The following is an 18,482-nucleotide window of genomic DNA, read 5'->3' as shown; positions in this document are numbered from 1 at the left end:
TCTTTAATTAACGTTTAACATGAATAGAGAAGATCCTAAGGTACAGGATCTTCCCCTCCTTTGCAAAGTGGTTGACAACGAACAAGGCGTTTAATTGTCAACCAGCTCCCTTTAATAGCCCCATAGCGTGTAATTGCTTCTAGCGCATAAGTTGAGCATGTAGGTTCAAACCGACATTGATTCCCCACGAGAGGACTCAAAAAGAGTTTATAGCCTTTAATGAGCCAAATTAAGATGATTCGCATATTTTACCCACTTAATTGATCTCTGTCCCACATTCCTATAGTTTAAACGGCTTAAGCATTCTATTTTGCCTATGCCGACTCATTTACTCACTCTTTAGTCGCTTTTATAATCTGCGCCCAATGACGTGTGAGTGACTGATGTAATCGATTTGAGTCTTTAACATTCGTAGTTGATCGACTCATTACTACAATATCCAATCCCACCAAATCCTGTTGATGTAAACGAAAAGATTCTCGAATAACGCGTTTTATCAGATTGCGATCCACCGCTCTCTTAAAGTTCTTTTTAGAAACAGCCAACCCTAATCTCGGAACTCCTAGCGTTATATCCGATGATATTTCAATATGCTCTGATGATAGCTGTTTTCGAACTAAAATCAAGAAGTCTCGATCTTTAAAAGATTGATTTGAAGCAAAGACAATTTGATAATCCTTTGCGGTTAAAAGCCGCTTTGTTCGCTCAAATCGAAAACTATCCATTATCACCATACTTCATATCATTTAATATCCATTAAAACTTAAACAGTAGAATACTACTCAAACCGCAAAAATAAAAAAGCGCCTATTATTTAATCAATAACAAGCGCCTTGAATCTGTATATAGACTCTATACTTTATTATGCTGATAAACGCGCACGTCCACGAGCACGGCGACGGTTGATTACTTTACGACCGTTTTTAGTTGCCATACGTGCACGGAATCCATGATTACGTTTTCTTTTGATTAAACTTGGTTGAAATGTACGTTTCATGCTTAATTCCTTTAATTTTATATAAGTGACAACACTCGCATTTAAAAAGATTTTAATGCGAGCATCAAATTCATACTAAGACAACGGATTATTCTAGCTTTTTCCATTTTAAAGTCAAGAATAATCGAATTGTCTACTGCTTTTAATTTGCTCAACTTACTGTTATTTAGCACTTTTAATCTAAAAGATTACTCAATAACAGCATCATCTAACTTAAATAACTTAGAGCGGTAATCCTGCCTCAGCACGAAGAAGCTCTGCCTTATCCGTCTTCTCCCAACTAAATGCCGTCGCTTTCACCAATTGATCATTACTATCTTTATAAGTAATTTCATAAGGATTGCGACCAAAATGGCCATAACTTGCTGTGGGTAGATAAATTGGATGAAGAAGATCAAGCATCTTCACAATACCGTATGGGCGAAGATCAAAGTGCTTACGCACAAGCTCTTCAATCAATGCTTCAGGGACTTTATTCGTACCAAATGTGGTAATAGAGATCGACGTTGGCTCTGCAACACCAATCGCATAGGACACCTGAATTTCACACTTATCCGCAAGTCCGGCTGCTACAATATTTTTAGCAACATAACGACCCGCATAAGCGGCTGAACGGTCTACTTTAGAAGGATCTTTCCCAGAGAAAGCCCCACCGCCATGACGCGCCATACCACCATAAGTATCAACGATAATTTTGCGCCCTGTTAAACCACAATCTCCTACAGGTCCACCAATTGTAAAACTGCCAGTAGGGTTAATATGATACTTGGTCTCTTTAGTTAACCATTCTGCCGGCAATGTTTTCTTGATAATCAGCTCCATAACGGCTTCTTCAAGATCTTTCGCTTTTACTTCTTCATCGTGCTGCGTTGATAAAACAACTGCATCAATATGAGAAATAGAACCATCATTATTATAAGCAAATGTGACCTGGCTCTTTGCATCTGGTCGAAGCCACGATAACTGACGGCTTTTACGCGCTTCAGATTGGCACTCCATTAAACGATGTGCAAATGTAATCGGTGCAGGCATCAAAACATCTGTCTCATTAGAAGCATAACCAAACATTAAACCTTGGTCACCCGCTCCTTGTTCTTCGGGTAATTTACGATCAACCCCTTGGGCTATCTCACTACTCTGCTTACCAATGATATTAAGAACACCACAGGTTTTACCATCAAATCCCACTTTTGAGGAATCATAACCAATATCAGTAATCACGTGGCGGACTAGATCTTCTAAATCGACCCAAGCATTAGTACTGACTTCACCAGCAACAATGGCAACACCCGTTTTAACTAACGTTTCGCAGGCTACACGCGCATTTTTGTCTTGCTTGATAATTGCATCAAGAACGGCATCAGAGATCTGATCTGCAACCTTATCAGGATGTCCTTCAGAAACTGATTCAGAGGTAAATAAATTTGTCATAACGTATCTTTCTTTATTGCTAATAGTTAATGAAAATGATCGTTTGTGAATATGAACTCAATACAATCCAAAAATTGATTGTACAACTCATACACTTAATTTGCTTTAAGATTTAAAGATTCTACCATTTTATTGCATCACTTGTTGAATAAATATCCTAGAAATAGACCTAAGCAAGACTCTATCGAATCATGAATCTGCGGACTTATAATCTCAAACTCATTGAAAATAGGCGATTTTCAACATAGGATATTATAAATATATACACTATATATCTATATATTCATATGTCTATATATTATTTATTGATAGATAATTCAATAATGTTTAATTTTATATATTTTAATATAACTGAGAGTTGCAGATTTATAGTAAATTTAGTTTAAGAAAAATGGTTTTTCAGCAGCTTTTGCGGGAAAAACATAAAACCGTCCTAAACAACACTTGCAAGATGCCGGATAGAATAGCTTCCTTATTTATTACAACAGATGCGCCGGCATTTCAATAATGCTTATTTTGAACCGCTCTTACTATAATAATCAAATTCTATAACAGCCACCTATTGCTACGAGCTATCCATGAACAGTATTAAATCCCAATAAAAAGGCCATTCCCCAGAAGAAATGACCTCAACCTAATAATTATCCTAATTCTATATTCATTACATGCTTAAAAAGCCTTGTGCAATTGCACGATTAATCGCAGAGACGACCGCTTTTAGCGATGAGCGAGACGTATTCGCATGAGTTGCTGCACCGAAGAGTGTTCTATTTTCAATCTGCAATTCTACATAAGAAACTGCTTCCGCTGTAGATCCTTGACTTCTAGCATGCTCATTATAGTCCACAACATCAATATTCCAGCCAAAGATCTCATTAACACCATGGACAAATGCTGCGATAGGTCCATTGCCTTTCGCATTTAAAGATTTTTCTCCATCTGCTGTTTTCAATTTCAACTGCATATGCGTATTACCATCAGAATCCTCTTCGATATCGATCGGCATTAAGATCTCTATAGCCGGCGTTGCATTTAGATATTCTGATTCAAAAATACTGTATAAGCGCTCGGAAGTCAGCTCAACACCTTCTCTATCGGCAAAGAGCTGCGCAACCTTACTAAATTCAATCTGTAAGCGGCGCGGTAATTCAATACCATGATCTTCTTCTAATAGATAAGCCACACCACCTTTCCCTGATTGACTATTCACTCGAATAACCGCTTCATAAGAACGACCTAAGTCAAATGGATCAATCGGTAAGTAAGGAACACGCCAATATTGATCAGGATTCTCTTTCATATCAGCAAGCCCTTTCCGAATTGCATCCTGATGAGAGCCTGAGAAAGCCGTAAACACCAATTCACCTGCGTAAGGATGACGAGGATGAACCGGAAGATCGGTACAATATTCCACTTCTCTGACAACAGTATTAATCTTACTAAAATCAAGCCCCGGATGAAGCCCTTGAGAATACATATTCAATGCCACAGTGACAAGATCCACATTCCCTGTACGCTCACCATGACCAAAAAGACAACCCTCTACTCGATCTGCACCCGCCATTAATGCTAACTCTGTTGCCGCAACCGCACAACCTCGGTCATTATGTACATGGGCACTAATCACAACTGAATCTCGGCAACTAATATGATCACAGAACCACTCAACTTGATCGGCATATACATTGGGCGTAGAAACCTCTACCGTTGCAGGAAGGTTCAAAATTAAGGGCTTTTCAGGCGTAGGTTTAAAGACCTCACAAACGGCTTCGCAAACCTCTAAAGAGAAAGGGAGCTCCGCATCAGAGAAAATTTCAGGTGAGTACTCAAAAAACCACTCTGTATCAGGGTACTTGAGTGACTCTGCCTTAATCATCCCCCCCCCTTTTACGGCAAGCGCTTTAATTTCAGGCTTCTCCATTTTGAAAACGACTCGTCTAAAAGTAGGTGAGACGGCATTATAGTAATGAACAATTGCTTTTTTTGCACCTTTCAAAGACTCAAATGTCTTCGTAATCAGATCTTGTCTAGCTTGTGTCAAAACTTGGATCGTCACATCATCGGGAATACGCTCTTCTTCAATAAGCTTACGAACAAAATTAAACTCTGTTTCTGAAGCTGAAGGGAACCCTACTTCAATCTCCTTAAAACCACACTCAATCAGCAGATCAAACATCCGAAGCTTTTTCTCCACATTCATCGGCTCAATCAGTGATTGATTGCCATCACGAAGATCTGAACTCAACCAACGAGGAACTTTCGTAATCTCTTTATTAGGCCAGGTACGATTTTGATAATTAGGTGCTTCAAATCGTTGATATTTAACTTCAGGATTGGTGATCATTGTGTTATTTCCTCTTTAAACTCAGTGTTATTATCTTTTAAATCTTAATCAATATTTTTATTTTAGCTGCTTGTAGTAACGGATAAATCACTTCAAAATAACTTCATCTCATTTTTGACTCAACCATTGCCTATTTTAAGCAAAAAATTGTGAAATATTGTCATGTAAAGCACGCCAATTGCATAGCTTTTTTGCTATTCCTTTCATTTAGGGTTTGAGATGAAGTCGTAAAGTGTAGGTGAATACATGCCAGCGTAAAATTTTATATTGCCGAATAATAAGTTGAAAATAATTACAACTAATTACTTCAATTACACGCCACAATGGGCCAGTATCTAATAAGAATGGGAAAATATATTGCATCACAACACCTAGTAAGACTTAAAATGTAAATCGTATTTAAACTGTATTAACGCTTGGAAAATTCAACTGTTATTTACATGCTTTTAATAGACAAAAGCTAATTTACGCTGCAACCATTGCGGTTACAGCAGAATAAGTCGTAGTTGTAGTAAGGTGTTATTTTTCGTAGTCATAAAAAAACCTTAACCTGTTTTTATACATCGGTCAAGGTTTTATTACTTTTTCTAAATCACAAATTTATTATTCTGGCTTAAAGGCATCTGGCAATTCAGCGCCACTTCCAAAAAAGAAATCATGCATCTGTTGCTCTAAAAATTCTCGAGATTTAGGGTCAAGCGGATTAATACGATATTCATTAATCAAAATTGTTTGTGCTCTAAGCCATTGTTGCCAAGCCTCGTTAGAGACATTCTCAAATATTTGCTTACCTAATTCGCCAGGATACATCTGTCTTGGCATACCATCTGCTTCTTTTTGTAATTTGACACAAAATACACGTCGAGTCATAAGAACTCCTTTTTAGTCTTTGTATGATCATATAATTCTAAGAGAGATAGGATATCATAGACAATCTTATTACGGGGATTCTCAGCAAAAAAATCAGTGCCACCATGATTTTTCTTACATTACTACACTACTTCTACCAGACCTCAAAAATATCATAACAAAAAGATACTAACAAAATGTCATAATAAAAAAACGTATATCCCACTCAGGAATATACGTCTAGAATATTTTTTGATCTCAATTCTTAGAACTTGTCGTCAATCAACAAAACTCTCAGATGAACAACTATTCATGGGTAAAAAGGGTACTTACAGACTCTTCTTCATGAATGCGTTGGATTGTGTTCGCGATAATATCAGAAATGGAAAGTACACGAATTTTTGCACAATTTCTAGCTTCTTCGCGAAGAGGAATTGTATCCGTCACAATCATCTCATCAAGGCCTGAATTATTGATATTTGAAACTGCTTTACCTGAGAAGATAGGATGCGTACAGTAAGCTTTAACAGTTTTAGCTCCACGCTCTTTCAATACTTGAGCTGCTGCGCCTAAAGTTCCTGCTGTATCAACGATATCATCAACGATAATGCAATCACGACCATTCACCTCACCGATAATATTCATCACTTCTGACACATTCGGTGCAGGACGACGTTTATCGATAATGACTAAATCTGCGCCGGGAATCTGTTTTGCCACAGAACGCGCACGAAGTACGCCCCCTACATCAGGAGAAACAACGGTAATATTAGAAGTATCATGCTTCATAATATCTGCTTGGATCACAGATGAAGCATAGATATTATCTACAGGAATTTCAAAGAAACCTTGGATTTGATCAGCATGAAGATCGATTGTTAATACGCGGTCACAACCCACGCTTGTAATCATATTCGCCACAACTTTAGCAGAGATCGGTACACGTGCTGAACGAGGGCGACGATCTTGACGCGAATAACCATAATAAGGAATAACCGCCGTAATACGACCTGCAGATGCTCGGCGAAGTGCATCACACGCAACCAGAAGCTCCATTAAGTTATCATTTGTTGGGAAACAGGTGGGCTGTACAAAGAAGACATCTTTCCCCCGTACATTTTCATTGATAGAGATCATTACTTCTCCATCTGAGAAGCGTCCAACAGTCGCATCTCCTAACTCAAGCCCTAAATGTTTAACAATCTTCTTAGCTAACTCTGGATTGGCGTTTCCGGTAAACACCATCATCTGGTCTTTGCTGCTCATTACAAAGAATCCTCTATCAAATAAAGTAAAGTGGGGGGATTAAAATAGAAAAAAGGTATTGCCACTAATTGTAATCTTTTCTTTGACATAATCAACTCAATTACAGTGCAATACCTTTATAAATTTGGCTGGGCTACCAGGATTCGAACCTGGGGATGGCGGGATCAAAACCCGCTGCCTTACCGCTTGGCTATAGCCCATCTGAAGAACAACTATTATAGACATCTTTTACAATTTGTCTAGCGCTTTTTTAGAAAGCATTGAGTTTTTTTTACTCATCCAGACTTCTGTCTATAATCAATTTCAAAGTGTAGAATAAGTAACAGAATTTATACATTTTATTATAAACTAGCAACTTACCCGTCTCTTAAAACGACGCAGATAATTCTATCAAATTTTGTAAAAAAAACCATGAAACGACTAAAAATTATTCCTTTTTCTGTAGCACTCTTTACTTTAGCCGCCTGTACCGTCCCAATGTACCAATCTTTAGATGAAGCACAGGACTATAAAGTTTTTGGAAGAACGGCTATTAAACATCCAACGCAAAGTGGACAAGTGAGTTTTGCGATTGAGCAGGCTAAAAATGAGGCGATCAATATCATTATTCAAGGGCCTTTCGCACAAGGTCGCGTCGATATTGCCATTGATGATCAAGAAACTAGTATTACTATTGATGAAGAGACCTTCAAAGATCAAAATCCTGATCGTCTTTTTGCGAATCTCACCGGCGTTGATTGGCCTGTATCAGGCTCTCAACAATGGATCAAAGGTAAGACAACTCACCCGGATACTAAGATTGTATTCGACGATAAAGGTCTCCCTAAACAATTTAAAGAAGATGGCTGGACAGTTAGTTACCAGGAATGGATTGAGAAAAATGGTATGCAACTTCCCCTTAAAATGACTTTAACGCGTGGTAATGATATTCGTTTACGCTTCCTGATTGATAATTGGATTATTCATTAAATAATTTGCACATCTCTCATTATAGATCGCTCATTATCATACCGATAGCGGTACAATATAGAAAACTTGTTATAGGATTATAGGATCTCCACTATGCTCTACTTCCCTTCTCCGGCAAAGATCAATCGTATGCTTCGTATTATTCGACAAGAAGCGAATGGCTATCATTATTTACAAACCGTTTTTCAATTTACCAATCTCTATGATGAAATTGGTTTTCAGGTCAATGATACCGGCGAGATTCATTTCGATTATGATCACGAACTGTTTCCACTTGAGGAAGACTTGATCTACCGGGCTCTGATTGCTCTGCAAGAATATAGCCAAATTGAGAAAGGAGTCACGATTGATCTTATTAAGCATCTACCTATGGGGGCCGGCATTGGTGGGGGAAGCTCCAATGCCGCAACGACGCTAGTGGTACTCAATCAATTGTGGGAACTCTATCTCACCACAGAAGAGCTTATTCAAATTGGCAAAAAACTCGGCGCAGATGTGCCGATCTTCATTTATGGTAAAAGTGCTTGGGCTGAGGGAATTGGTGAACAATTAACACCGATTGAACCTCCTGAATCTGATTTTATTCTGATCAATCCCGGCATTCATATTAGTACCCAAGAAATATTCGAAAGCCCGCATCTGATTCGTAATAGCCCTCTCTTTACCGAGCAATATTTTACAGAAGAACGCGCTATCAATGATTGTCTACCCGCTATCTTTGCGCATTATCCAGTTATGCAAACTATTATGACAAAACTTGAAGCGCTTGAATTATCTCCCTATATTACCGGCACTGGTGCTTGCCTCTTTATCCCTAAACCCACCGATGAAAAATGGGAATCTCTTCAATCATTAGCCCAAAAAGAGCAGTGGCAATTACAACCATTTAAAAGTTTAAATCGCTCAATGCTCTACACCGATTCGCCGATTGAGTTACCCCTTGATTGAATATCTAATGATAACAAGATCAGTTTAAAATAAGCTTATCTAAATGCCGGCACATCAGCTGATCGAGGCAAGGAAGCCGTTCTATCCGGTGCGATGTTGTCGCTGTCTTTGTGGTAATGCTTGCTTTGCCGCTTGTTCCGCCGGCGTTTCTCGTGCAAATAGTAAAGCATCGGGACGATCACCTAAATATTTAGGCCAACCTTTAATGCCGGTACGTAGAAAATCCTCGCACATCGCCTCTCGCACAACTTCTTCCGGCAATGCTCGCTCATTCACTAAATAATCAAAAATGGCTCTAAAAAGTCGATCTAACGCAATACCATAACTCCGCCCAAATGTTTGATAGAGTGATTGCGATAACGCGCTAAAATGTTTGAAAGGTTGCTTCTCTAAAATAATAGGTAAAATCGCTTTAAAACGACCAGAATTAGCCACACTATCCCAAAACTTAGCAAATCGTTCCATCTCCATTACGGTTGTAAATGGCATATCTCTATTTTGCAAAATAGAATATGGTGGTACTTGACTAAAACGATATTCAAATTCCTGACTATGACGAATAATCGGTACACCTTTTAACCGTTTTAAAATACCCACTTGAATCTCTTGCGGCTCCCACGACCAGAGCTCATCAAATCCTTGTGCAAAACTCGTTAAATCCTCATCAGGTAACCCTACAATGAGATCTACGTGCAGATGCACATCAGTATTTTTCGAGAGCCAGGAGATATTCTCCTTCGCAACCGGCAGATTTGTTCGCCGAGAGATCAACTGCTGAGTCGTCGTATTTAAGGTTTGAATACCAATCTCAAATTGCAGCGAACCATCCGGAAACTCTAAAATTTTCGCTTTAAGTTCATCTGAAAGGTAATCCGGTACCAACTCAAAATGTAAGAATAGTGGCTCGTCCGGATTGTTAGCAATTTTATCCAGAAAGAAATCTAAAATCGCTAAAGTGAAATCTTTCTTTAGATTAAAGGTACGATCAACAAACTTAAATTGCCGCAACCCCCTTTGATAAAGATCCTCCATCGCTTCCAAAAAAGGCTCTAAAGGAAAACGCCACGCAGTCCTATCTAAACTCGAGAGACAAAATTCGCACTTAAAGGGACAACCTCGAGAAGCTTCAATATAGACCGTTCTATGCGCAATATCTTCTTCATTATAGAGATAATAAGGTAATTTAATCTCTTCTAACGGCGGTTCTATCCCTTTAATGACCTTCGTTGGCCAAGGTTTCCCCTCTAATAGAATCGATTTAGCTAATTGATAAAAGCTAACATCTCCCCACTCCGTAATGAGATAGTCCACTAATGGAAAAATAGCTATTGTTTCATACTCATAAGAGACTTCCGGCCCACCAATATTGATAATTAAGTCCGGCATTAATGCTCGTAAATCCTGAATAAGAGCCGTTGTTTCATTAAAATTCCAGATATAAAGACCAAAAGAGACGATTTTAGGGGATCTCTTATGAATCTCTTCAAGCATTGACTCCCGATTCTGCTGAATCGTAAATTCTAAAATTTCTGCCCGATCTTCTAATTCATAGAGATTCGCTTTAAGATAACGAAGCCCTAATGAAGCGTGCGCATAGCGTGCATTGAGCGTTATCAATAATATATCCATTCTACCCTTCTAAAGATAAACAGATCAATCGACCTTAATCTGCTTCTCTTCCCTAATTAACCAAGACCTTAAACAAATACGCATTTGCACTCTTATAATGTATTTCTACCCATAAGAGATCGCAAATGCGCCGGATTTTACTCTAATTTTGCGAATCCCTACTTATCACTATAGGTTTTATCACTGTCGTCTTTATCACTATAGATAGCGATTGGGATTCGCGAATTATATCAACATTTCTATATCATCAAACTTTAAGGCTCTGCTGCAAATTGCACTTTGCCGCCGGCAAGTGAAGAGATGCGCGCTAGAGATTGGATATTAATACCCTCCGCTAGCAAGCGATCCCGCCCTTCCTGAAAACTCTTTTCAATGATAAAGCCCATTCCATAGAGTGTAGCACCTGCTTGATCAATCAGCGATTTCACGCCTAATGCTGCATTACCATTAGCTAAAAAGTCATCAATAAAGAGAACATTATCTTCTTTAGAGAGATACTCTTCACTTACACAAACATCATAAGTACGATCTTTAGTATAAGAGTAAACCGATGAGAGATACATCTTCTCCATTGTTTTCGGAGTTTTCTTCTTCACAAAAACAACCGGTAATTCAAGTAGATAACCAAGCATAATTGCCGGCGCAATACCACTTGCTTCAATCGTAATAATTTTATTGATAGGTAAATTAGCAAAACGGCGAACAAACTCAACCGCAATGGATTTCATTAAAATAGGATCCATTTGATGATTGATAAAGCTATCGACTTTTAATGTACCATCATCAAAAGCTAAGCCATCTTGAATAATTCTATCGTGAAGTAATTTCATAAGGGAACCTTTAAATGGTGAAACTCATTTTCACCTTTATTAGTATGGTTAAATGCAAGCTTTTAATTTGAAAAACAAGTGATTATCAAGCACCACTAGTCGTTACATTTCCTTGCATTAACCTAGAGAGATTGATCTAAAAATTTGTGCAATATTGTACCGCAAAATCCCTTGGAATGCTCCCTTTCTTCTAAAGAATAGACAATAAGCTGATTCAATGGCTATAACAATTTTTCTGTGAGATACCAACCTGTAATACTATCCCGCACCACATTTGTCGTAGTCACTTCATGCGGAAAATCTTCTGATAAGAAAAAGATAATACGCCCAGCAATAGGCTCTACAGTTAAAATTTTCTCTTGTGCCAAATTATAGATCTCTAACTCACCGCCATCACCAGGTTTCCAGTCTTCATTGAGATAGAGTACCGTTGTGATCTTTCTTCGACTTACTCCTTTAGGATTATCGATATGCATTTTATAGTAAGTACCAGGCTCATAACGAGCAAAATGCGTTTCAAAATCTTTCAAGCCTAAATAGAACTCTCGATTTAAAATCTGCCGAATTTCATCCATTTTTGCAAGATAATCCCGAATGATAGGTGCCATCCCATCATCTAACCACAATGTTTGATCGCCTCGAATCGCTTTGTTATTTTGCAGAGTATCTTTATGGCCGATACGGGCTTCATGTAGTTCATCATCGGGGATAGCCTCTCTGATTGCTTGAATTTCACTTGAATCCAAAAAGTGATCCCAAACATAATAACGGTCTGTTGCAAGCGTAGAGATAAATGCTTCTATTTGATGATTAAATGCCATGGTATTTTAAAGTCCCAGTTAAATGAAAAAATGAACAGCAAGACACAAACTAAATTCCGTAAAAGGCAGTGGTAATATTCTTTCAAAACCTCCTCATATCAATTGTTATCAGCCCAAATAAGCCAGAGTTATTTTGAATTAATTCCTATCTATAACCTAATTTTTTATTCATCACAAGAAAAAATCAAAAATCCCGTATAATATTGTTATTCAGCATAATTATAGAGATTAAAAATGAACGGATTACAAAAAGCTGGGCAGATATTTAAAGCCGCCATTGCTGTCAATAATCGCCCTTTTCCTTGGGAACGTGCAATAGGGGCAGCCTTAGCAATGTCGCTCCCCATTTTCATTGGACTTTGGTTTAAGCAACTTCAATATGGACTAATGGCAGGTTTAGGGGGATTTACCTACTTATATGCCTTTCGCTTACCCTATGCTCATCTTGCTAAGCGTCTTCTATTTGTGGGGGGAATGATTGTACTATGCGCTTTTTTAGGCTCTATTGTTGCACCCTCCCCCATAGCAATGGTCATCTTAATTGGACTCATTGCCACCGTCATGATCTTTATTTTTAATGCACTAAAGTTTATCGGTCCTTCAGCCATCTTTTTTATCATGGTATTTGCCCTCACGGCTGATATGCCTATCACAGATTTGCAAGGGGCTTTTTTCCGCGCAGGATTAGTTTCACTAGGGGCTATTCTCTCTTGGTTAATTGCTATGAGCGGTTTTTTGATTAATCCTCATCGCCCTGAAATTAAAGCTGTCAGTAATGTTTATCGTCAACTTCATCGCTTTACCGCAAGTATTGGTACAGATCAATTCCAAAATGAAAAATATAAAACAATGAGCTTGTTGCGCGATACTTTAGAGATATTAATGAGTGGAGAACTACCGGGTTCTCCTTCAAAAACATATCAACGTTTATTACACTTAACCATTACCGGAAATGAGTATTTTCTCTATCTCATGAGTCATTATGCTGAACATAAAGAAAAACTTCCTAACGAATGTCTCGCCTTAATTGAACAAATTGAGAGTGCTTTAAAAAACAATCTCAAAGAATCCTCGCTATTCACAATTCCACAACTACAGGACATAACGTTACAAAACTATTATCAGACTATGGCGAACATTATCAAGGATCCAGCCGAAAATCTGAAACCCATTTCTCTAGAAAAACGTATTACAATCAAAGAAATTTTGCTGAATACACTTGATCGTAACTCACTTGTATTTTTAACCTCTATCCGCTTTGGTATTATTACAGCAATCGCAACAATTGTTGCCCATAGTTTTGACTTTACTAGATCCTACTGGATTCCGCTCTCTTGTGTTGCGGTTATGTCCGGTTCTTCAATGGTTGCTACATTCCATAGAGCTTTACAACGCTCAATGGGAACGATGCTCGGCATTATTATTGCTACCGCAATTCTCCATTTTCACCCTTCAGGTTATGCTGTCGCACTCTTTATCTTATTTTTTACGGCACTCACCGAGCTTTTTATTGTTAAAAACTACGGACTAGCTATTATCTTTATTACACCCAATGCACTCATCCTTGCAGAAACAATTACCGGCGGTGAATTTTCTGCATTTTACTTTGCTAGTGCCCGTATGATCGATGTAATCATTGGTAGTATTATTGGACTTATCGGCGTTATTTTAATGGGAAGAAGAACAGCATCACTTAGAATTCCAAGAATCATGATGCGCACCCTTCGAAATCAATCTCAAATGTTATTGCTTCTATTCTCTCCAGACACATCCTCTTCTCATCAACAAATCAATGATCGTATTATCAAGATGCGAACAAATGTTACAAATCTAACAGCCCTTTATGATGCTGCTACAGGTGAAATTCCGCTTAAAAAATCGTTAATTGAATACTATTGGCCGATCATCTACTCTATTGAAAAGCTTGCTTTTTTATTAGAACATGCAGCCGAAGTGGACCATCGGAAATCACTTTCAGCAGAAGAGCTTGCATCACTCCTATACCTCTTTGAAATGTTAGCCAACGCTCTACAATATGGGGAACAAACAAGTATTAAACCTGTACCATCTATTCCGCAGTTTCCTGCGATTACACAAGAGATAGAGATGTTGCAACAAGCATGTCAGAAAACTATTGAATAAAGCCAGCATGTTAAATGCTATGCTTTAATCCCTTTTGTGATTTAACGCCATTTAGGCTACAATACCGCCTCTCGTGGTTCGTGAACCTCCCACGCAAAAAAACTAAGGAATTAAAATTTATGTATCAATTTACGCAAGCTGAGAGACGACGAGCACTCTATCAGCTCTCTTTCTTTCATATTCTGATTATTGCTTCGAGCAACTATCTTGTACAGTTGCCCTTTACAATCTTTGGATTTCATACTACCTGGGGTGCTTTCACATTCCCCTTCATCTTCCTCACCACAGATCTAACCATTCGAGTATTTGGTGCTTCACTTGCACGTCGCATTATTTTTGTCGTGATGATTCCAGCACTTATTATCTCCTATGTTATCTCAGTGATCTTTTTTAAAGGTGAATGGTTAGGCTTTAATGAGCTATCTACTTTTAATCTTTTTGTCGCACGAATTGCACTTGCTAGTTTCGCAGGATATCTCGTGGGACAACTAATGGATATTACTGTTTTTAGTTATCTTCGCAGAAATCATCGTTGGTGGGTAGCACCTAGCGCTGCAGCAATTGCCGGTAATTTTATAGATACTGTTGTTTTCTTCTTTATTGCCTTTTATCAAAGTGATGATGCATTCATGGCAGCCAATTGGCAAGAAATTGCTCTCGTGGATTATGCATTTAAACTATTAATTTGTGCGATCTTCTTTCTACCACTTTATGGTTTATTGCTAAACTTTATTCTTAAAAAAATGTCATCGCTCCAAACAGAAAAAGCCACAGCATAATTTAATAGATCATCACAACTTCGATGACTATTACCGATCTCTATATTGTTACTGATATAGAGCCATAACAAAAAATCCCCTAATATTTTATAACTCAATATTAGGGGATTTTCTTTTGTGAATTAGCTTGACTTAAAGCCTTAGACTTAAAGCATTAGATATTAACGAGGAACTCTAATCCCGCCAACGACGCCCTTTGGACTCCAAAGAATCTGCCATAATTGAATATCTCGAGCTCTAAAAGCACCCGCGCAAGCAAGGAGATAGTAACTAAACATTCGTTTGAATCTTGGCGTGTAATTATTCTCAATCTCAGGCCAAGTATTCATAAAACGCTCATACCATGCCATTAAGGTCCGATCATAATCGGCACCAAAATTATGCCAGTCTTCCATTACAAACTTATTTTGACTTGCATTCGCAATTCCTTGGATTGACGGCAAAATACCATTGGGAAAAATATACTTTTCGATCCAAGGATCAACATTTACCTTATTATAGTTAGAACCTATCGTATGAAGGAGAAATAGACCATCTTCTTTAATATTTTTACGTACAACATCAAAATATTCAGCATAATTTTTGGGACCAACATGCTCAAACATCCCCACAGAAACAACACGATCAAATTGATCATCAAGATCACGATAATCTTGCAACAATATCTTGACATCTAAATCTCGGCAACGATCTTGTGCCAATTTTTGCTGCTCTTGAGAGATTGTGACACCCGTTACCGAAACACCATAATGTGTTGCGGCATAAGCGGATAATCCCCCCCAACCACAACCAATATCCAATAAGCGCATTCCGGGTTTTAATTCTAATTTACGACAGATGAGATCTAATTTGGCTTTTTGTGCTTCTTCTAATGTTGTCGCATTTGCCCAATAGCCACATGAATATTGCATATAAGGATCAAGCATGCGGACAAACAGATCATTCCCAAGATCATAGTGCTCTTTTCCAACAATCCAAGCTCTATTTTTTGTCTGAAGATTCCAAATACGAGCAACAATAATCCGAACAATATCTCGCCAATTTTTAGGTAATTTTTGATCTAACTGAGCACTCAAGACTCGCGTAAAAAAAAGATCAAGGCGTTCACAATCCCACCAACCATCCATATAACTCTCACCTAATCCAATAGAGCCTTGTTGTAACACACGTTGGTATAGATCTTCATTATGCACTTGTATATCATAAGGATTAGGGCCATTAATCTCGATTCCGGCTTGATCCAACATCTCTTGCGTTATTCGCTTCCATTCTGTTTTTTTATTAGATGAAACATCACTCTTATTGCTCATAATAACTCTCCAATATTGAATAAATATATTTAAATTCTAAACAATATCCTATCGAGCCCCATAATCAGGCTAACTAGATGATATTTATATAGCTATATTATTTTTAATAAGGGAATATATTACTACAAAATTTACGCATATTATATATAAATACAAATATATATTTATTGATTTATATTTATTTAATATCCTAATTTTCGTCTATTACCTACCTCTCCATAAAATCCAATAATCTATTTTTTTTCAAAAAAGATGTTAACGATTTACAACCAAAGGCCTCTTTATAATAAATACCATTTTCTTTGAGTGATTGACTAATTAAATCCCGCTTTAATAAAGCACCATTTTCCGGGTTACTGCTATGCTTTTTAATAATTTTTCGCACTTTTTTTAGCTCATTTTTCGGAAGTGCACAAGTGATATGTAATGTATTTTCCTGTGCTTTTAACTTAAACAGACCTAACACTTCGATCAATTCTGATAGTTTAGAATAACCATAATTTCGCGAATCAAATTCTGGATTCATTTTATGAATATACTTTCCGACAGATCTTAAGGTACTCCATCCCGTATCTCGATCATTCTCTTTGATTGCGTTACGAATTAATTTCAAAAGCGGTAAATCAGCCCTAAGAGATTTTTGATCATATATCTTTTTAATTTCTATAACAGATGCATTATTATCATCGTTCAGATTGTCAATCATATTATTGACAGGAACTTTTTCTATAAAGTTATCAATAAATATATACTTATCGCAGGACTTACGGAAAGCTTCGGGGGTAGACTCTTTTCCAATGCCATATACTTTGATTCCATTTTTACGTATTCTAGACACTAGTCCCGTAAAATCACTGTCACTAGAAACAATACAAAATGCATTAAATTGTTGGCTATGTAATAGATCCATAGCATCAATAACCATTGCAATATCTGTGGCATTTTTATTGGCTGTATAAGTGAATTGCTGAATTGCAACTAAACCATGACTGAGACATTTTTCTTTCCAGTTCTTGAGGGACGGGGAACTCCAATCACCATAAACTTGTTTAACATAAGATGTACCATATTTAGCGACCTCTTCTAGAATCACATCGATTAAAGAATGAGAGGTATTATCTGCATCGATCAATACTGCTATATTTTCACCATTATGCTCCATAAAATACCTTCCTTAGTATATACATGATTATTCAGGGTGTAATAATATTAACCTCTCATTGAGTATCTCATATACCTTTTGTAATTGAACACCTATTTGTCCCATCACTTGTCCAAAATAGATAAGCCAAGTTTCTGATGTATCAAGACTCCCGATTGCCTGCCCTAAAAGATAACTATATTCCCATGTATAATGATCATCTGTTTCATATGATTCCAATGTAGAGATCATATTGATTACCGCCTGTAACTCACTACTAAGTATGTAGCTATATAAATCTAATTGCCCAATATCTTCTTGCCCTTTGGCACATATTTGAGCAATAAATAGTTTTGCATCTTCATAATTCATGATTAGCCCTCTCTCATTTTATATTGTTTTATATTTTTAATTTTGAGCTTTTAAAATAAAAAGCTTTTACATTTTTTCACCCAAAAGAAAAACCCCTAGTTCATTGAACTAGGGGTCTCTTAATTAAGCCCTGGAAATGACCTACTCTCACATGGGAACTCCCACACTACCATCGGCGCTGCTACGTTTCACTTCTGAGTTCGGGACGGGATCAGGTGGTTCCATAGCGCTATTGTTTCCAGGAAAACTGGTTTGTGTTTGAAGTGCCGATGCATCTCTGCATTCTATATCGCACTCCACTCACGAATAAATTTGATTAGTTGGTTAGTAACAGCAAGTAGACTGTATTCATAGTTTTAACTTTGGAAACGCTCATGTCTCATTGTAAGACAAATTGTCTAAGACCTATTATATGGTCAAGCCTCACGGTCAATTAGTATTGGTAAGCTCAATGCATTACTGCACTTACACACCCAACCTATCAACGTCGTAGTCTTCGACGGACCTTCAGAGGGGTTAAACCCCTAGGGAAATCTTATCTTGAGGAAGGCTTCCCGCTTAGATGCTTTCAGCGGTTATCCCGTCCGTATGTAGCTACCCGGCTATGCCATTGGCATGACAACCGGAACACCAGAGATACGTCCACTTCGGTCC

General features: G+C 37.7%; 17 protein-coding genes, 1 tRNA gene, 2 rRNA genes and 1 riboswitch. Of the genes, 4 read left to right on the top strand and 16 right to left on the bottom strand.

Going from position 1 to position 18,482, the window contains the following annotated elements:
• Window positions 1-35: 35 nt before the first annotated feature.
• From yidD to DC083_RS05780, 8 genes are all read right to left on the bottom strand, one after another.
• A complete protein-coding gene (gene yidD / locus DC083_RS05815) occupies window positions 36-245 on the bottom strand; it encodes a membrane protein insertion efficiency factor YidD (RefSeq protein WP_109189305.1) in 210 nt (69 codons plus the stop codon).
• An 87-nt stretch (window positions 246-332) separates the two neighbouring features.
• On the bottom strand, window positions 333-725 hold the full coding sequence (gene rnpA, locus DC083_RS05810; protein ID WP_109189676.1) for a ribonuclease P protein component: 393 nt from the start codon (window positions 723-725) through the stop codon (window positions 333-335).
• 137 nt (window positions 726-862) lie between these two features.
• Window positions 863-997, bottom strand: coding sequence for a 50S ribosomal protein L34 (gene rpmH, locus DC083_RS05805; protein ID WP_026878661.1), 135 nt, complete (start codon window positions 995-997; stop codon window positions 863-865).
• A 222-nt stretch (window positions 998-1,219) separates the two neighbouring features.
• The gene (metK, locus tag DC083_RS05800) at window positions 1,220-2,428 is read right to left on the bottom strand and encodes a methionine adenosyltransferase (protein ID WP_109189304.1); all 1,209 of its coding nucleotides are present in this window, start codon (window positions 2,426-2,428) and stop codon (window positions 1,220-1,222) included.
• A gap of 661 nt (window positions 2,429-3,089) precedes the next feature.
• Complete coding sequence (leuA, locus tag DC083_RS05795) at window positions 3,090-4,772, bottom strand: 2-isopropylmalate synthase (RefSeq protein WP_109189303.1); 1,683 nt, start codon at window positions 4,770-4,772, stop codon at window positions 3,090-3,092.
• 603 nt (window positions 4,773-5,375) lie between these two features.
• The gene (locus DC083_RS05790) at window positions 5,376-5,642 is read right to left on the bottom strand and encodes an oxidative damage protection protein (protein ID WP_109189302.1); all 267 of its coding nucleotides are present in this window, start codon (window positions 5,640-5,642) and stop codon (window positions 5,376-5,378) included.
• 285 nt (window positions 5,643-5,927) lie between these two features.
• Window positions 5,928-6,887, bottom strand: coding sequence for a ribose-phosphate pyrophosphokinase (locus tag DC083_RS05785; RefSeq protein WP_109189301.1), 960 nt, complete (start codon window positions 6,885-6,887; stop codon window positions 5,928-5,930).
• 125 nt (window positions 6,888-7,012) lie between these two features.
• Window positions 7,013-7,087: transfer RNA gene (locus DC083_RS05780), tRNA-Gln, on the bottom strand.
• 211 nt (window positions 7,088-7,298) lie between these two features.
• Between DC083_RS05780 and lolB the strand changes: the two genes are divergently transcribed.
• Together lolB and ispE are read left to right on the top strand one after the other, a co-directional pair.
• Window positions 7,299-7,856 (top strand): lipoprotein insertase outer membrane protein LolB, encoded by a 558-nt coding sequence (gene lolB, locus DC083_RS05775; protein WP_109189300.1) that lies wholly within the window; start codon window positions 7,299-7,301, stop codon window positions 7,854-7,856.
• Window positions 7,857-7,949: 93 nt separating this feature from the next.
• A complete protein-coding gene (ispE, locus tag DC083_RS05770) occupies window positions 7,950-8,804 on the top strand; it encodes a 4-(cytidine 5'-diphospho)-2-C-methyl-D-erythritol kinase (protein WP_109189299.1) in 855 nt (284 codons plus the stop codon).
• An 81-nt stretch (window positions 8,805-8,885) separates the two neighbouring features.
• On the opposite strand, the gene DC083_RS05765 is transcribed toward ispE, so the two are convergent.
• From DC083_RS05765 to DC083_RS05755, 3 genes are all read right to left on the bottom strand, one after another.
• Complete coding sequence (locus tag DC083_RS05765) at window positions 8,886-10,433, bottom strand: B12-binding domain-containing radical SAM protein (RefSeq protein ID WP_109189298.1); 1,548 nt, start codon at window positions 10,431-10,433, stop codon at window positions 8,886-8,888.
• Between the two features lie 254 nt (window positions 10,434-10,687).
• On the bottom strand, window positions 10,688-11,263 hold the full coding sequence (gene xpt, locus DC083_RS05760) for a xanthine phosphoribosyltransferase (RefSeq protein ID WP_026878669.1): 576 nt from the start codon (window positions 11,261-11,263) through the stop codon (window positions 10,688-10,690).
• Window positions 11,264-11,484: 221 nt separating this feature from the next.
• On the bottom strand, window positions 11,485-12,084 hold the full coding sequence (locus tag DC083_RS05755) for a 2OG-Fe(II) oxygenase (protein WP_109189297.1): 600 nt from the start codon (window positions 12,082-12,084) through the stop codon (window positions 11,485-11,487).
• Window positions 12,085-12,318: 234 nt separating this feature from the next.
• On the opposite strand from DC083_RS05755, the gene DC083_RS05750 reads away from it, so the two are divergent.
• On the top strand, window positions 12,319-14,226 hold the full coding sequence (locus DC083_RS05750; protein WP_109189296.1) for an FUSC family protein: 1,908 nt from the start codon (window positions 12,319-12,321) through the stop codon (window positions 14,224-14,226).
• 67 nt (window positions 14,227-14,293) lie between these two features.
• A riboswitch (PreQ1 riboswitch) is annotated at window positions 14,294-14,338 on the top strand.
• 7 nt (window positions 14,339-14,345) lie between these two features.
• The gene (locus tag DC083_RS05745) at window positions 14,346-15,005 is read left to right on the top strand and encodes a 7-cyano-7-deazaguanine/7-aminomethyl-7-deazaguanine transporter (protein ID WP_109189295.1); all 660 of its coding nucleotides are present in this window, start codon (window positions 14,346-14,348) and stop codon (window positions 15,003-15,005) included.
• Window positions 15,006-15,166: 161 nt separating this feature from the next.
• Here the strand turns inward: DC083_RS05745 and cfa are convergent, their stop codons facing one another.
• The 5 genes from cfa to DC083_RS05720 form a co-directional block, all read right to left on the bottom strand.
• Window positions 15,167-16,315, bottom strand: coding sequence for a cyclopropane fatty acyl phospholipid synthase (gene cfa / locus DC083_RS05740; RefSeq protein WP_109189294.1), 1,149 nt, complete (start codon window positions 16,313-16,315; stop codon window positions 15,167-15,169).
• Between the two features lie 208 nt (window positions 16,316-16,523).
• On the bottom strand, window positions 16,524-17,477 hold the full coding sequence (locus DC083_RS05735) for an NYN domain-containing protein (protein WP_109189293.1): 954 nt from the start codon (window positions 17,475-17,477) through the stop codon (window positions 16,524-16,526).
• 27 nt (window positions 17,478-17,504) lie between these two features.
• On the bottom strand, window positions 17,505-17,828 hold the full coding sequence (locus DC083_RS05730; RefSeq protein ID WP_109189292.1) for a hypothetical protein: 324 nt from the start codon (window positions 17,826-17,828) through the stop codon (window positions 17,505-17,507).
• A 128-nt stretch (window positions 17,829-17,956) separates the two neighbouring features.
• A 5S ribosomal RNA gene (rrf, locus tag DC083_RS05725) occupies window positions 17,957-18,071 on the bottom strand.
• 169 nt (window positions 18,072-18,240) lie between these two features.
• Window positions 18,241-18,482 (bottom strand): 23S ribosomal RNA (locus DC083_RS05720); the annotation flags it as partial.

The sequence above is a fragment of the Ignatzschineria ureiclastica genome, assembly GCF_003121845.1.
GTDB lineage: Bacteria > Pseudomonadota > Gammaproteobacteria > Cardiobacteriales > Wohlfahrtiimonadaceae > Ignatzschineria > Ignatzschineria ureiclastica.
The sequence above is the reverse complement of the archived record's forward strand: the minus strand, read 5'-3'. Positions and strand labels throughout refer to the sequence as shown.

Bases quoted from the DNA above. Each gene is read 5' to 3' on its own strand.
- yidD (WP_109189305.1), bottom strand. From the start codon at position 245: ATGCGAATCATCTTAATTTGGCTCATTAAAGGCTATAAACTCTTTTTG.
- rnpA (WP_109189676.1), bottom strand. From the start codon at position 725: ATGGATAGTTTTCGATTTGAGCGAACAAAGCGGCTTTTAACCGCAAAG.
- rpmH (WP_026878661.1), bottom strand. From the start codon at position 997: ATGAAACGTACATTTCAACCAAGTTTAATCAAAAGAAAACGTAATCAT.
- metK (WP_109189304.1), bottom strand. From the start codon at position 2,428: ATGACAAATTTATTTACCTCTGAATCAGTTTCTGAAGGACATCCTGAT.
- leuA (WP_109189303.1), bottom strand. From the start codon at position 4,772: ATGATCACCAATCCTGAAGTTAAATATCAACGATTTGAAGCACCTAAT.
- DC083_RS05790 (WP_109189302.1), bottom strand. From the start codon at position 5,642: ATGACTCGACGTGTATTTTGTGTCAAATTACAAAAAGAAGCAGATGGT.
- DC083_RS05785 (WP_109189301.1), bottom strand. From the start codon at position 6,887: ATGAGCAGCAAAGACCAGATGATGGTGTTTACCGGAAACGCCAATCCA.
- lolB (WP_109189300.1), top strand. From the start codon at position 7,299: ATGAAACGACTAAAAATTATTCCTTTTTCTGTAGCACTCTTTACTTTA.
- ispE (WP_109189299.1), top strand. From the start codon at position 7,950: ATGCTCTACTTCCCTTCTCCGGCAAAGATCAATCGTATGCTTCGTATT.
- DC083_RS05765 (WP_109189298.1), bottom strand. From the start codon at position 10,433: ATGGATATATTATTGATAACGCTCAATGCACGCTATGCGCACGCTTCA.
- xpt (WP_026878669.1), bottom strand. From the start codon at position 11,263: ATGAAATTACTTCACGATAGAATTATTCAAGATGGCTTAGCTTTTGAT.
- DC083_RS05755 (WP_109189297.1), bottom strand. From the start codon at position 12,084: ATGGCATTTAATCATCAAATAGAAGCATTTATCTCTACGCTTGCAACA.
- DC083_RS05750 (WP_109189296.1), top strand. From the start codon at position 12,319: ATGAACGGATTACAAAAAGCTGGGCAGATATTTAAAGCCGCCATTGCT.
- DC083_RS05745 (WP_109189295.1), top strand. From the start codon at position 14,346: ATGTATCAATTTACGCAAGCTGAGAGACGACGAGCACTCTATCAGCTC.
- cfa (WP_109189294.1), bottom strand. From the start codon at position 16,315: ATGAGCAATAAGAGTGATGTTTCATCTAATAAAAAAACAGAATGGAAG.
- DC083_RS05735 (WP_109189293.1), bottom strand. From the start codon at position 17,477: ATGGAGCATAATGGTGAAAATATAGCAGTATTGATCGATGCAGATAAT.
- DC083_RS05730 (WP_109189292.1), bottom strand. From the start codon at position 17,828: ATGAATTATGAAGATGCAAAACTATTTATTGCTCAAATATGTGCCAAA.